Origin of the sequence: Ferrimonas aestuarii (genome assembly GCF_005116665.1) — a bacterium.
GTDB classification, from domain to species: Bacteria; Pseudomonadota; Gammaproteobacteria; order Enterobacterales; family Shewanellaceae; genus Ferrimonas; species Ferrimonas aestuarii.
Map to the genome: position 1 here is coordinate 254,612 of NZ_SWCJ01000001.1, position 14,775 is coordinate 269,386.

Sequence of the window (14,775 nt, forward strand, 5' to 3'; positions counted from 1 at the left end):
TTCAGGGAGACTTTATGTTGCAGCAAAGCCGAATTCAGTGGGTATGGTCGGCGATTATGCTGTTATTTGTGGTCAATGTGATTGCAGTGTGTTCCTGTCTTCAAGATTGGCAGACCCTGAAATCCAAGCCGCTAACACCCTCTAACTTGGCAGAGCGCTATCTGCGCTCCGGCGATTGGCCCGCGTCTCGTCATGACAGTGTGATTATTGAAGGCCATAAACGGTTTTTGATCACGCCTGAGGCGAGCGAAGACTTGGGGCGCCGCTGATGATGAGTTCGGTTAAATCGCCGCCAATCGGTTATCAAAGGCTGTGGCTGCAGACCTGTGGTTTGCTGCTGCTGTTTAATCTGGGGTTGTGGCTGTTTCGTAGGGCGGTCTCTCCCAGCCCAACCCTATCTTTGGATAAACTGCTGGCGTTTTTAAAGGACGGCGAGCTCAGCACTGGGCTGATGATGGATGTGGGCTTTTTCATCCTGATGGTCGTTATGCTGCACCTGGTGTGGGCGTTGGTCATTGTGTTGTCTTTCCGCCCATGGATGCAGATTAGTGATAATGCCCTACGAACCTCATTGTGGCTGCTGCTGGTACTCATACATTTGACTGCGGTGCTGGTGCTTAACTCCTATTTTACGCCAACGTCTCTGTATGGATTTTTCCGAGATACGCCGTTAATGCATCCGATTTTGGTGGCGCTGGTGGCGTCGGCGCCCCTGTTGGTGGCCATCTTTGCCATGATGCAGTGGTCAAAGTTGGGGTTTTATACCCTGCTGGTGGGGCTCAGTTTGTGGCAAGGGCTATGGACCTTGAGTCATCAACCTTTGTTGCAACAGCGCCAGAGTGACCCAAATATCATCATCATTGGCATTGATGGCCTACGGCCGGATCATCTGGCCAGCTTTGGCAGTGCAAAAGCGCTGACGCCGAACTTGGATCAATTTTTGGCCAGCAGCCAAGTGTATCCCAATACCTACACGCCCATCGCCCGCACTTACGCCGCGTGGTTTAGTCTGCTTCGGGGCCAATACCCCCGTCATCATGGGGTGAGGTTTAACTTGGCTCCACCAGAACTCACCGGAACTGAGCTTCTTCTGTTAGAGCGTTTGGCTGAGCGAGGGTATTGGCGGGTATTTGCCTTGGACGAGCGCCGCTTTAATCACATTGATGAGCGGTTTGGTTTCGATGCTGTGGTCGGACCTAAAGCCGGTGCCGCGGATACGCTCATCACCACCAATGGTGATAACCCCTTGGTGAACTTAACACTTCAGTGGCGCTGGTCCCAATACCTGTTCCCCTACCTGTACGATAACCGCTCTTACGGTAAAGCGTATCAACCGGCACGTTTTAACCGAGCGGTGGTTGATGCCAGTGCCATGGATAGGCCAAACCTAGTTAGTGCTCACTTCTGTCTGCTTCACTGGCCATACAGCTCGCAGGACTTTATCGATCTGCCCGCCGAGGATTGGCAGGGTAACTACTACCACTTTATGTATTTGGCGATGCTGAAAAAGGTTGATGCGCAGTTTGGTAACCTGATGGCTCAGCTGAAACACGCGGGCCTGCTTGATAACGCCATGGTGTTTGTGATGTCGGATCACGGTGAAGGCTTAGGTCTATCCGGAGACGGGCTCAGCGCCAGTCATCAACAGACGCTGCCCTTCAGTGTTAACTCCCTCGGTCATGGCACCAATCTGCTGGTTCAAGCTCAATCTAAAGTGTTGCTGGCGTATCAGAGGTATAACCATGGCCTGAGCCGTTACCCTAGGGTATGGCACTCGGGGTTGCACTCTTTGGTTGATATCGCCGCCACCGTCGACAGTGCCTTAGAACTTAATCTGGCCAAATTGGATGGAAAACCGCTGCCCCACAAAATTGCCGAAATTGATGAGCGGGCGGTCTTTGTGGAGTCGGCTCTGCCATTGAGAGAGTTTGACGGCAGCCAGATTGATGAAGCTAAGGTGTTTTCCAAAGTGGCGTCGTTGTATCAGGTCCGAAGCGACGGCCGAGCGGTGATTCGACCTGAGCGTTATCGAGAACTGAATCTTCGCAAGCAGCGTTCGGTGTATCTGGGGCAGTGGCAGTTGTTGATGTTGCCTCGTCATGATGACTTAGTATTGGTGGATCTTGATAAAAACCAGTGGTTTAACCTATCTAGTTACCAGGGGGAAGCGCCCATCACCGAGCTGAAACGGCGTTTGTGCCGTTTCTATGGGGGGGATTATGGGTTTGATCACCTTGGGGCATGCAACGGAGTGCAATATGCGCAACATTCAGGCTTGGCGCCCGAGTAAGTTTGTCTATCGACAAGGGCGGCTTCGGGCAAGCCCTGACCCAGCCGAGGTTGCCCCGGGCTCTCGATTAATGGCCGGTCGCATTGCGGAGTTTTATCACCAACGATTGCCGACCTATGCCCGGGGGGAATTGCTGGATCTGGGCTGTGGTCAGGTTCCGCTATTTCAAAGCTACCGAGAGCGAGTGAGCGGCGTTACCTGCATCGATTGGCAGCACTGTCGTCATGAACACTGCCACCTTGACCAAGAGTGGGATTTGAATCAGCCGTTGCCAGTAGCGGATGCGCAGTTCGATACGGTTATCTTATCCGATGTGCTGGAGCATGTGACGGAGCCGCAGCAACTGATAGCTGAGATCGCCAGGGTATTGAAGCCTGAAGGACACCTGTTGCTGAACGTGCCATTTTTCTACTGCATTCACGAGCGCCCCCACGATTACTACCGTTACACCGAGTTTGCTTTGAGGCGATTTATGCTTCAGGCGGGATTGACGGTAGAGGAGTTGACCCCATTAGGGGGAAGCCTCGAGGTGATGGCAGATATGTTGGCAAAACACCTGCAATTTATCCCCTTAGTTGGTTCATTGTTGGCCAGCTGTGTGGTGTGGATAACTCAGGCTTTATGTGGCTTGACGCCTTTAAAACGCTTCAGTGGGAAGAGTGCCGAGGCGTTTCCTTACGGCTACGCTTTGGTTGCGCGTAAGCCAGCAAGCTAGCGCCCACATAAAGCAGATCGGCGATAATCCCCAACAGGCGCGCGCCAACTAAGCTCCACAATAGCAGTTGTGGTGACAACATCGACTCCAGCACCAACAGCTGCACCCCTTCTCTTACCCCCAAGCCACTGGGCGCGACGATGGCCAGCATGCCTGCGCTACTCGATAGGGTTTGTGCAGCAACCACCTGAAGGTAGTTGAGCTCAATTTGAGGCGTTAGGCTTAAGATAAGCAGTAATAACCCAAAGGCAGAGAACAGGCTAAAGCCGAGGTAACTCAGTAATAGCTTGGCCATTAAGGCCCAGTGGTAGTGCTCTGCAGCAATGCTGAGGTGGCGTTTCTTACCGGCCCAAGTCAGTATCGGTCGCAATACCGGTGGTGACAGCGCCGTCAGCAGCATACCAACCAGAAGCAGCAATAAGGGAATACTGGAAACTGGCAGAAAACTGTGCGACAGCAGCATGAGGCAGCTCAGTCCTAGACATAAACTGATGCCTATCTGCAGAGCAGCTTCCATCAGCGAGCTGGTGATCACCGCTGTTTTTGAGAATCCTAAAGGAGCAGCGAAGTACGCGCGCGCCAGAATGCCGGTTATCTTGCCCGGCACGTAACGGCCCAACCACGCTTTGGCAAACACCGTGTTGATGGCACTTGCCGAGCAAGCCTCTAGCGGAAGTGACCGTGAATCGGCTAAGCCCAATAACAGTTGTCGCCAGATCATCGCCAGTTGCCAGCGGCAGATTAGCATCACCAACAGCGACGCCAGCAGATAGGGCCATCGAAACTCCACTTCCAGCAGCTGCTGCCACTGGAGCTGACGAAAATAGACACCGATGGCCGCCAATAGCACCAGAGCGATGACCCAACCTAAGGCTCGCCGCAGTGGAGTCATCGGTGCTGCTCCGTGGTGGGAGAGTCGGGCAGGTGCTCAGCTAATATGGATGTCAGTTGCTGGCGCATTTGAGTTAGCACTTGCTGAGACTGGTGGCATACGCTGTCCCCTTGCTCCATCAGTTGCTGGAATGCCGCCAGATGCTTTGGGTGTTGCTGACGTTCAAGTAGGGACTCAATGGGAGCACTGAAACCCGACAGCCCCAACTGTTCAAAGTAGATGCGACCTTTATCCACGTAGTAAAACACCTGGGCTGGGGTTTCGGTGACCGTGGCTAAGATGGTGGAGTGCAGCCGCATCCCAACGAACGCTCGGGTGTGGGCGATGAGCGCTAAGCACTCGCTAGGGGAGAGCTCGTCACCCTCAATAACATGAACGCGATGCTTGTGCTCCATGGCGTCACGCAGTTGATGGCACAGGCCTTGATCGTTTTCACTGCTGGCCATATGCATCGGCAAAAGGATGAGGTTTCGCTGCTGCTGGTCGACCAACTGATCCAGATAATGGGCAAATTCTTCAATGAGCTGCGAGGCGGCTTTAGGGTCGATTTTTCGACTCCAGGGCAATTTGTGACGGTATTTATGGGGCAGCCAGCCGCTATTTTGGTAGTGAAACCAGTGGCGGGGACCGATGCCGATGCTGTTGTTCAAGTCACTCCGGCTTATGCCCGATGACTGCAGCTTGTTGAGCATCGATTCCGTATCGGTAGGAGTGGGTTGGCAGACGATGGCGGGATCAAAGCCAGCCAGTATTGGCGTGCGGCAGCCCCATTGAGTGAGCTTATCGGCTGATTCCTGATCTCGGGTAAAAAACAGCGAGCAACAGTCGACGGTACGGCGAATTAAGCCGCGACCAAACTGGCTGTGGGTGGGACCAATGCCTTGAAACAGTCCGAAGAGTTTTGGGTTCACCCACGACAGCAACCGGATCTTTAACCACCAATAGAGTAATCCCAGCTTGTTGGTGTAGTCCTTGAGAAACTCTCCACCGCCCCAAAACACAAAATCCACCGCGGCGGCCTTTCTAAGCAGAATCAGCAGGTCGATGGGCGATAGGCTTTGCACGCCCATATTCAGAAACTCAATGCCAAACCAGCGTTGGTCGCGTTCCGGAAAATTGGACAGTGCGGTGATCTGGCTGTCATCACCAAATTGTTGTTTGAGCAGAGTGATGTTGCCCGCAAGGATGGCACGGTCGCCCCGATTAAAGGGGGAGTCGCTGTTTAATAGGAGAATCTTAGTCGCCATCAAATAGGTGCTCCCAATGACGTTGAGCGACAGTTGGCCACTGCACCGCCTGACTGCTGAGTTTGGCTGCGGATTGCATTGCGTGAGTTTGAGCCGAAGGTTGGTGCCAAAGCCGCCGCAGTGCATCGGCAATGGCATTGGCGTCGGCATCGTCAATGAGTAGGCCGTTTTGATTGTGCTGAATCAGCTCATCGGCCCCACTGACCTTAGTGGCGATGCAGGCCTTTCCTAGGGACATCGCTTCCATGAGTGCCACAGGCAACCCTTCGGCGTCTCCGTCGGCAGCGATGATGGATGGTTGCACAAACACGCGGCATTGATTGAGCTGGGCCCACTTCTGCTGTTGGTTTAGGTAACCGCAAAACTTCACTCGTTTTCCTAGGGGCGCGGCTTGGGCTTTGAGCTGGGGCAGCAGTGGTCCGTCTCCGGCGATCACTAAAGTGCAATCGTCTAACTGTGGCAGGGCGCTGGCGAAGCCCTCTATCAAGAACCGAATGCCTTTCTTTTCGACCAAGCGCCCGATGAAAAGCACGGTGTTGTTGCCAAGGGCGGTTTGGGGCTGTGGCCGCACACCCATGGGGATGATCTCCACCTTTGGAGCCAATTGTCGCCACTGCGCTGGGGTAAAAAACGCTTGCAGCTTGGTTTGGGTTCGTCGACTGACGGTGCTGATGGCATGGGCTTTATAGGACAGAGCGCGCACCAACCAAGAGCCCAGAAACGGCAGTTTGGCGGCGATGGCCACGTCGCTGGAGTGGCTGGTGTAGCAGTGAGGTGTTTGAGTTAACCAGCCAACCAGTCCGCCGATGACGCCTTGAGGTACGAACCAGTGGCTATAGATGACATCAGGCCGAGTACGTTTCACGAGCCGATACAGAGCAAAGAATTGGCAAAGCATCAGCAGGGGCACTTGCAGATACAGCCAAGGGCGCTGTTTGAGGTTGGGCAAAATGGCCGGGTAGGCGAGCTGTTGCCATGCTTCGGGTAACAGGTAGCGATAACGGTGGATCTCGGCAAATCCTAGATTCTCTTTGCGTTTGGCCCCCTGATGATGGGGAGCCAGTATGGTGATCTCGAGTTGCGGATGCAGTTTATGCAGCTCCCTCAGTTGCTGGGCCACAAAGTCGGGAACTTGGTCACCCTGCCATCTGGGAAAGGTTGATGCACAAACCAAAATGCGGGAGATGGCGGTCATGGCGAATCGCCCTTTTTCGGAACCACACTGAGAGAGGGCTTATCTGGCTGAGGGTGGACTTTTGAGGGGTGATGGAGCTGTTCATCCAATTTCTCGACCCGTCGCAGCAGCTTCTCCATCAGTTTGCGATTGAAGTTGATAAGATCCGCTACTACTCCAACCAAAATGGTAATGACGCCCATCAGCACTAAGGTGCCACCGATCACCAGAGATTGAATGTGGCCATCGCCATCCCCACTGAAATAGAGAAACAGAAATCGGAGAATCGGTAGGGTACCGATAACCATGGCGGTGAGGCCAAGGGCGAGAAACGCACGCAGTGGTCGATACATCACGTAGATGCGAAACAGGCTTGAGACCGACATCTGAATGAACTGAGGAATGGTTCGAAACAGTCGCGACTCTCGGGTTTTGCTGTGAGTCCGAATTGGCACTGAGACCACTGACAAGCGCTTAGCGCTGGCCTGAACCAACATCTCAATGGTGTAACTGAAGTCGGAGACAATATTGATCTGCTGGGCGGTATCTCGAGACAGGGCGCGAAAGCCGCTGACGGCATCGGTGATGTTGAGGCCGGTGGCTTTGCGAATGACGGTGCTGCCTAGTACCTGCAAGCAGCGCTTAAACCAAGAGAAGTGGGGGTTATCCATGCCGCCGCGATCGCCAATGACAATGTCTGCCTGCTGAGCCAATATCGGCGCCACCAATTTAGGGATGTCGCCACTGTGGTATTGGTTGTCGCCGTCGGTGTTAACGATGACATCTGCCCCCAATCGCAGGCAGGTTTCGATGCCGTTATGGAAACTGTACGCCAAGCCTTTGTTGATGGTGTTGCTGATGATGTGGTCGGCGCCCGCTGCCTGAGCAACGGCGATGGTGTCGTCGGTAGAGCCATCATCGATGATAAGCACCTCCACCACATCAATGCCTGGAATCTGCCGTGGGATGCTTTGAATCACTTGAGTGATGGTGTGTTGTTCATTAAGGCAGGGGATCTGCACTATTAATTTCATGCCCGTAACATCTCCTAAAAACCACTAAATAGCGGTGAGTGTGGGGGGGAGTGGTGTGGCGGTTGTAGCCCCTGCCAGCGCAGCTGGTAGGTTCCGGGAACAAACGCCTTTAGGCGGTAGTGACCCGGGGCAAGGGTTATCATGTCATCGGCGGCGAAGCGCTGCTGATCCAGCAATACCGAGCCTGGGCCCATGAGCTGGTATTGACCGCCAATGACCAGTTGAATCTGTTGAGTTTGCTCGGTTAAGACGAGCTGTTTTCCTGCCACATACAGCGGCCCCCATAGGGGCAGATAGTGGGCTCTTAGGGCTTTCTGATCTTCTTCAACAAGCTTTGCTCCCCATTTGGGATAGATCCGATGGTCAAGATCCAGCACTGGCGTGTTAACCAGATAGAGGGGCGGTTGGTGTTTGAGAATGGCCTCACGCAGTACGGGGTGTTGATTGCTGGCGTATTTACTTAAGGTCCAACTGCTTAGGAAAGGGCCCACTTTGGGAAAGCTTGCGATCATGCCGCTGCGGTCTAGGTAGGCAACAGGCTCAGGGAACAGTTGATGGATAACAGACAGCAGTTGGCGCTGTTCGGTTTGGTTGTGCCACTGGGGCTTCATAAGCCCAAACTGAAATAGAGTCGGTAGGATGAACAGCAGCAATAGATACCGAAATCGTCGAATGCGGGAGTGTGATAACCATTGCCAGCCCAAGCCCGCAAGTAAGCTAAGGGGAATCAGCAGTAACGGGTAAAAATAGGGGTAGGCATTGCGGTAAAACAGCAGACTCAGCAGTGGCAATGACTGGGCAATCAGAGCGAGGCCCAGTGTGGGCGTTTGATTGGCGGATTGTCCCGCTAGGCAAGCTGGCCTCGATTTTATGAGTGAGATAAGCCCAATGCTGGCGGCAAACACCAAAGCAGGGTTGTCCAGCAGCAGTTGCTTGAAATAGTCAAACCGTGGGAACCACTGCAGGTTGAGCAAGGTGTATTGCAAGGCGCTGGATAGGGTGCCGGTGGCTCCCGGGGCAACTCCACTTATCTCTGGGGGGCTACTTACGCCCTGATGCAGCATCAGCATGATGCTAAACAGGGTCAGAGTCAGAGTGGCAGAGAGCAGCAGCCGAGTGATGGCCACGGCTTTTGAGTGATGAGCGCCCCATTGCAGCAGCGCTAGGGCGGGCAACAGCAGCAGAGACTTAATGGATAGCATCAAGGCGATGGCAACCAGTATTGGGGCTCCAAAGCGAGTGGAGCGGTGATGAGGGCGGCAGATCAGCAGCGAATAGGCGCTTGAGATAAGGGCACAGAGCAGTGGATCCACTCGAAACTGAGCACCGCTATTAAGCACATAGGAGACGCTAAGCCAGCAGATCAGCGCAAATAGAGATGCCTTAGAATCAAGGTAGTGACGAGCCAGTTGGTACAAGGCCCAGCCGCTGATGCTAAGGGCAATCAGCATCACCCCTCGACCAAGATTAACCTGATCCACTTCGTTGGCAGCCACTTGGGTTAGCCACGGAAACAGGTGGACATGAAGGCTTTGCAGGCTGCGAGCCTCGCCAAAATTCACAAATTGATGGATTTGAGCCAGGTAGTAAAACTCATCCCAATGGATCTGATACCGAGTCAGCCACCATAGGTAGCAGCCTCCCACGCACAGCAGCAGCGCCTGCAGTAGGTGGCTCTCTATATTAGAGCGAATTTGGTGGTTACTTAGGGCTGCCGTCAATGGCCAACAATCCATGCAAAAAAGGGCATGGAGTTAAGTGTAGTCAGGCCACTGATTTTCAGATACAAAAATGCCCTCACATGAGGGCATCGAATGTCGCTTGGGGGCGTTCAGTACTTGGTCTTCAGCCCTTTGGCTTCGAAGATCCCCTTGATGCGATTCATGGTATCGCCACTGGGTGGTTTCACGCCATCGAGTTGGTACTCTTCGCCTAATGCGACCCACTTGTGTTTGCCAAGTTCGTGGTAGGGCAGCAGCTCTACCAGTTCGACGTTTTTCATTGGCGCAATGAACTCAGCCAACTTTTCGGCGGAGTCATCGTCGTCGGTGTAACCGGGAACGACCACATAACGGATCCAGGTACGCTGATTGCGTTTGGCCAGGTACTCGGCAAACTGCAGCGGACGCTTGTTGGAGACGCCGATGAGATTACGGTGAATGTCGTCGTTGATATGCTTAAGATCCAGCATCACCAGATCGGTGTTGTCCAGCAGTTGGTCGATGGTGTCGGAGTGCTGGCGTACCATGCCGTTGGTATCCAGACAGGTATCAACGCCAATCTCGCGACATCGGCGGAACAGTTCGCCGACAAATTCAGGTTGTAGGATTGCCTCACCACCACTGGCGGTGACGCCGCCTCCTGAGGCTTCGAAGAAGAAGCGGTAGGATTCCACCTGCTCCATGACCTCATCAACACTGACCATCTTGCCGCCTTCCAGATCCCAAGTATCTCGGTTGTGGCAGTACTGGCAGCGCATCAGGCAGCCTTGCATAAAGACGATGAAGCGAATTCCTGGGCCGTCTACGGTGCCGCAGGATTCCCAAGAATGAACTCGGCCTTGTACGCTCATTGATTCTCCGAACTAACTTCTCATAAAAAAGGCTCTGCTAAACAGCAGAGCCTTAATAGTACTACTTAACCGTCAAACCTTACATGGCGTCGGTAAAGGTACGGGTGATTACGTCTTGCTGCTGCTCTTTAGTCAGAGCGTTAAAGCGAACGGCGTAACCAGATACACGGATGGTCAACTGAGGGTACTTCTCTGGGTGTTCAACGGCATCCAGCAGCATCTCACGGTTCATCACGTTCACGTTCAGGTGCTGACCACCTTCACGAGTCTGGGTGTTCTTGAAGTAACCGTCCATCAGGGCAGCCAGGTTGGCACGACGACCGTCTTCTTCTTTGCCCAGCGCACCAGGTACGATGGAGAAGGTGTAGGAGATGCCGTCTTTTGCGTGAGCAAATGGCAGTTTCGCTACTGAGGTCAGGGATGCTACCGCACCAGACTCATCACGACCGTGCATTGGGTTGGCACCAGGAGCGAAAGGCTGACCTGCGCGACGACCGTCAGGGGTGTTACCGGTCTTCTTACCATATACCACGTTAGAGGTGATGGTCAGGATAGACTGAGTTGGGGTCGCGTTGCGGTAAGTCTTCAGCGCGCGGATCTTGTTCATGAAGGTTTCAACCAGTTCACAAGCAATTTCGTCAACGCGAGCGTCGTTGTTACCAAACTTAGGATAGTCGCCTTCGATTTCGAAGTCGGTGGCTACGCCATCTTCATCACGAACTGGCTTAACTTTGGCGTACTTAATGGCAGCCAGAGAGTCAGCGGTGATAGACAGACCTGCGATACCACAAGCCATGGTGCGCTCAACGTCGCGATCCATCAGAGCCAGCAGAGACGCTTCGTAGCTGTACTTGTCGTGCATGTAGTGGATGGCGTTCAGTGCGGTAACGTACTGCTTTGCCAACCAATCCATGAAGGTGTTCAGCTTGCCCATTACGGTGTCGTAGTCCAGCACTTCATCAGTGATGGCGCCCAGCTGTGGGCCTACTTGCGCTTTGGACTTCTCGTCAACACCGCCGTTGATTGCGTACAGCAGGGTCTTGGCCAGGTTGGCACGAGCGCCGAAGAACTGCATGTGCTTACCCAGAACCTGTGGTGATACACAGCAAGCGATGGCGTAATCGTCAGAGTTGAAGTCTGGACGCATCAGGTCATCGTTTTCGTACTGGATTGAGGAAGTATCGATGGATACTTTCGCGCAGTACTTCTTGAAGCCTTCTGGCAGAGACTCAGACCACAGTACAGTGATGTTTGGCTCTGGAGATGGGCCCATGGTGTACTGGGTGTTCAGCAGACGGAAGCTGTTCTTAGTTACCAGAGTACGGCCGTCAAGACCCATACCGCCGATCACTTCGGTTGCCCAGATTGGGTCGCCGGAGAACAACTCATCGTACTCAGGAGTACGCAGGAAGCGAACCATACGCAGCTTCATTACGAAGTGGTCGATCATCTCCTGAGCTTGCTGCTCGGTGATGGTGCCCGCTTTCAGGTCACGCTCAATGTAGATGTCTAGGAAGGAAGATACACGACCCAGAGACATTGCCGCGCCGTTTTGAGACTTAACGGCAGCCAGGTAACCGAAGTAGGTCCACTGAATCGCTTCTTGAGAGGTTTCAGCAGGACGGCCGATATCGCAGCCATACTTCTCTGCCATCTGCTTGATTTGACCCAGAGCGCGGTGCTGCTCAGCGATCTCTTCACGCAGACGGATGATGTCTTCTAGGTTAACGCCGTTTTCGAAGTCTTCCTGAGTGCTGTGGAACTGGTTCAGTTTGTCTTGCATCAGGAAGTCGATGCCGTACAGGGCAACACGACGGTAATCACCGATGATACGACCACGGCCGTATGCATCAGGCAGACCGGTCAGAACACCAGACTTACGGCAGCGCAGGATATCAGGAGTGTAGATATCGAATACGCCCGCGTTGTGGGTCTTACGGTAGTCGGTATAGATCTCTTTGGTCATCGGGTCCAGTTCGCGGCCATAAGCCTTGCAGGAACCTTCAACCATGCGGATACCGCCATTAGGGATAATGGCACGCTTTAGAGGGGCATCAGTTTGCAGACCAACGATTTTCTCTAGGTCTTTGTTGATGTAACCGGCATCGTGAGCGGTAATGGTGGAGATCTTGGAGGTATCGAAATCAACCGGAGCGTGGGTGGAGTTCTCCTGACGGATACCTTCCATTACTTTGGCCCACAGGCTGTCGGTTGCTTCGGTAGAACCGGCTAGAAAGGACTCGTCGCCTTCATAAGGAGTGTAGTTTTTCTGGATGAAGTCACGAACGTTAACTTCGCTTTTCCAGTCACCAGCGGTAAAACCTTCCCAGGCTTTCGCAATTTGAGTCTGTTTCTCTGTCATAGTGATTAACCTTTAACAAGTAAAGATGAGACGCCGTTGCATCATCACTGAGCAGAAGATCGCTCGAGATAACAATGACCAAGCGTCCACCGGCACCGCTGAAATGACAAGCCATGCCGATACAATTCATTTTGGTTTTAACCGTGCTTGAGTATAGGAGCGAACTTCTGTTGTCGCTCATTGACTTAAGCGGTTCCGAGCCCAATTGAATCATCGAGGTTGGAACGTTTCCACCAAATTGGTTTTACCATTGTTCCAAAGGCTGTGGTTTTCGACAAGTTTATCGAGCCAATATCTTCTAGTTTGTGACTCTGATCAAGCAATGTTGTTTGAATTTGAGCAAGGGAGGTTTTTGGAATTGAGGTTCCGCGATCCACCGCATGCTTTGGTTGCGCTGGCGGTTTATTCGTCGAACCCACGCCAAACGGGAGCGGGTCGATTGTGCCGGAGAAGGCCGTTGGTTTACCATCAAAGGCTTATTGGTGCTTGTGTTTGCACCTGAAGAACAAAGGAAGAATGATGAATCAGCCATTCTTATCTGGGCGCTTGACCCGCTACTCCCTGCTGTTGACCGCTTGCTACTTTGCCCTTTGGGCCTTGGGGCCACTGCTATTTTCGGACATTTCCGCGAATCGCTATTTGGGCCTGCCACTTTGGTTTTGGCTCTCCTGTATCGCTGCCCCTGTTGCGCTGATTGCGTCGGCATACTGGTTTCTAATTAAGAAAAATACCCATGAATAACCCGATTCTGATCGCCATTTTGGGCTATCTGCTACTGACCTTACTGGTCTCTCGGTTCGCAGCCCGCGCGGCGGCCACCCCTGGCTCCTTCTCCCGAAGCCACTTCTTAGGGGGACAATTTATGGGAGGTGGGGTGTTGGCGCTGTCTTTAGTGGCCACCTACACCAGCGCCAGTTCCTTTATTGGCGGACCGGGTGCCGCTTACACCTTTGGCTTGGGCTGGGTGTTGCTGGCGATGATTCAGGTGCCCGTGGCGATGTTAACCCTTGGGGTGCTGGGGCCGAAACTATGGCAGTTGAGCCGCGATACCCAAGCCGTGACCATCTTGGACATTTTCCGCAGCCGCTATCAGTCGACACCATTGCTGTGGCTGGCAGGCCTAAGTTTGGTTGCCGGCTTTTTTGGCATGATTGTGGTGCAGTTCACCAGTGGCGCTCGGCTGCTTAGCGTGGTGGCCGGCATTGATTACACCGCGGCGCTGTTGATGTTTGTGGCCACCGTGGTGATCTACACCCTATGGGGTGGATTTCGGGCGGTTACCTATACTGACGCCATTCAAGGTTTGGTGATGCTTGGGGGCATGTTTGCTCTGCTGATTGGGGTGATAAGCGCGGGCGGTGGGGTGTCGAATTTGACCTCACAGATGGCCAGCATCGACCCAGGCCTGCTCGAACCTCATGGACCTAATGGGTTTATGTCGTGGCCATTTTTGCTGTCATTTTGGGTTTTGGTTTGCTTTGGCACCATAGGTTTGCCCCACACCGTGTTGCGAGTGATGGCCGCCCGTGATGGCCGTGCCATTGCTAAGGCGATGGTGCTGGGCACAGCGGTCACCGCACTGGTCACCATGCTGCCCCATTTGGCAGGGGCTTTAGGTCGGCCGCTGGTGGCGGAACTGGCAAGCCCTGATGAGATCATTCCCAGCCTAATGGTGCAGTTGTTCAGCCCTTGGGTGGCGGGCATTTTGCTTGCTGCGCCCATTGCTGCGGTGATGTCTTCGGTGGACTCCATGTTGCTGCAGGCAACCTCGACCTTGGTCAACGATCTGGTGATTCAGCGCCGACCATTGACTCGCTCACAGCAGCAGTGGCTAACGTGCATGGTGACCCTCGCGGTGGCCGCCATCTGTACTCTGCTGGCCATCGAACCGCCGCAGATGATCATCTGGCTTAACATGGCGGCTTTTGGGGCGTTGCAGGTGGTATTTTTGTGGCCATTGGTCTTAGGACTGTTCTGGAAGCACGCTAGAGCCAGTGCGGCGATAGCCAGTATGGTGGCGGGCTTAGGCTGTTATCTCCCTTTGACCTTTATGAAGATCAAGCTATTAGGTACCCATGCCATTGTGCCGGCGCTGCTGTTGTCTTTGGTCAGTTTTGTGGTGGTTCAAAAGTGGGGCGACAACCGCTAACTCACTACTCAACGGGAGATCAGAGGGGAGCCAATGGCTCCCCTTTTTGATGAGTTCAGCCATGCTCTTGTCTGCGCTGAGCTATGGTTAAGTGAACCCAAATTGGGGGAGAGTTACCTTCTGGGAAGTCTATTGGAATAAACCGGTTTTGGCTTCAAAGCCGAATTGGCTCAAGAGTCAAAAATGCATTTGTTTTTAAACAAGAAAATGTCATTTTTGTGTGTCGGGGTCGATAAGGGAAATTTATCTTTTATAACTGGTACTTATCTGAACAAATGGCCTTAGGGCAGGTATGGGTAAACCGAATGTTGTGATCGAGCTATCATTTTGATATTTGACA

At 53.3% G+C, this 14,775-nt stretch carries 12 protein-coding genes; 5 read left to right on the forward strand and 7 right to left on the reverse strand.

The genetic code is table 11. The features are described from left to right. Positions 1 to 14: 14 nt before the first annotated feature. The 3 genes from FCL42_RS01235 to FCL42_RS01245 are packed head-to-tail and all read left to right on the forward strand — an operon-like array spanning position 15 to position 3,005. Complete coding sequence (locus FCL42_RS01235) at positions 15 to 269, forward strand: hypothetical protein (RefSeq protein WP_136861546.1); 255 nt, start codon at positions 15 to 17, stop codon at positions 267 to 269. Further along, entirely contained in the window at positions 269 to 2,290 is a 2,022-nt protein-coding gene (locus FCL42_RS01240) for a sulfatase-like hydrolase/transferase (RefSeq protein WP_136861547.1), read from the forward strand. The genes FCL42_RS01235 and FCL42_RS01240 overlap by 1 nt, the downstream gene beginning before the upstream one ends. Continuing rightward, positions 2,259 to 3,005: a class I SAM-dependent methyltransferase gene (locus tag FCL42_RS01245; RefSeq protein WP_205729199.1), complete on the forward strand. Its 747-nt coding sequence runs from the start codon at positions 2,259 to 2,261 to the stop codon at positions 3,003 to 3,005. The genes FCL42_RS01240 and FCL42_RS01245 overlap by 32 nt, the downstream gene beginning before the upstream one ends. On the opposite strand, the gene FCL42_RS01250 is transcribed toward FCL42_RS01245, so the two are convergent. From FCL42_RS01250 to pflB, 7 genes are all read right to left on the reverse strand, one after another. Further along, positions 2,938 to 3,897: a lysylphosphatidylglycerol synthase domain-containing protein gene (locus FCL42_RS01250; protein WP_136861549.1), complete on the reverse strand. Its 960-nt coding sequence runs from the start codon at positions 3,895 to 3,897 to the stop codon at positions 2,938 to 2,940. The genes FCL42_RS01245 and FCL42_RS01250 overlap by 68 nt on opposite strands. Further along, on the reverse strand, positions 3,894 to 5,144 hold the full coding sequence (locus FCL42_RS01255; protein ID WP_169308241.1) for a polysaccharide pyruvyl transferase family protein: 1,251 nt from the start codon (positions 5,142 to 5,144) through the stop codon (positions 3,894 to 3,896). The genes FCL42_RS01250 and FCL42_RS01255 overlap by 4 nt, the downstream gene beginning before the upstream one ends. Next, complete coding sequence (locus tag FCL42_RS01260; RefSeq protein ID WP_136861551.1) at positions 5,134 to 6,339, reverse strand: glycosyltransferase; 1,206 nt, start codon at positions 6,337 to 6,339, stop codon at positions 5,134 to 5,136. The genes FCL42_RS01255 and FCL42_RS01260 overlap by 11 nt, the downstream gene beginning before the upstream one ends. Further along, positions 6,336 to 7,352 carry a glycosyltransferase family 2 protein gene (locus tag FCL42_RS01265; protein WP_136861552.1) on the reverse strand — a complete coding sequence of 339 codons (1,017 nt, stop codon included), beginning with the start codon at positions 7,350 to 7,352 and terminating at the stop codon, positions 6,336 to 6,338. Before FCL42_RS01265 ends, FCL42_RS01260 begins: the two co-directional genes overlap by 4 nt. 14 nt (positions 7,353 to 7,366) lie before the next feature. Further along, positions 7,367 to 9,073, reverse strand: coding sequence for a glycosyltransferase family 39 protein (locus tag FCL42_RS01270; protein ID WP_169308242.1), 1,707 nt, complete (start codon positions 9,071 to 9,073; stop codon positions 7,367 to 7,369). A gap of 110 nt (positions 9,074 to 9,183) precedes the next feature. Next, positions 9,184 to 9,924, reverse strand: coding sequence for a pyruvate formate lyase 1-activating protein (pflA, locus tag FCL42_RS01275; protein WP_136861554.1), 741 nt, complete (start codon positions 9,922 to 9,924; stop codon positions 9,184 to 9,186). A 79-nt stretch (positions 9,925 to 10,003) separates the two neighbouring features. Continuing rightward, positions 10,004 to 12,286, reverse strand: coding sequence for a formate C-acetyltransferase (gene pflB, locus FCL42_RS01280; protein ID WP_136861555.1), 2,283 nt, complete (start codon positions 12,284 to 12,286; stop codon positions 10,004 to 10,006). Between the two features lie 519 nt (positions 12,287 to 12,805). On the opposite strand from pflB, the gene FCL42_RS01285 reads away from it, so the two are divergent. Beyond that, entirely contained in the window at positions 12,806 to 13,027 is a 222-nt protein-coding gene (locus FCL42_RS01285) for a DUF997 family protein (RefSeq protein ID WP_229359747.1), read from the forward strand. Beyond that, positions 13,020 to 14,435: a sodium/pantothenate symporter gene (panF, locus tag FCL42_RS01290; RefSeq protein WP_136861557.1), complete on the forward strand. Its 1,416-nt coding sequence runs from the start codon at positions 13,020 to 13,022 to the stop codon at positions 14,433 to 14,435. The genes FCL42_RS01285 and panF overlap by 8 nt, the downstream gene beginning before the upstream one ends. The last annotated feature ends 340 nt before the right edge of the window (positions 14,436 to 14,775 follow it).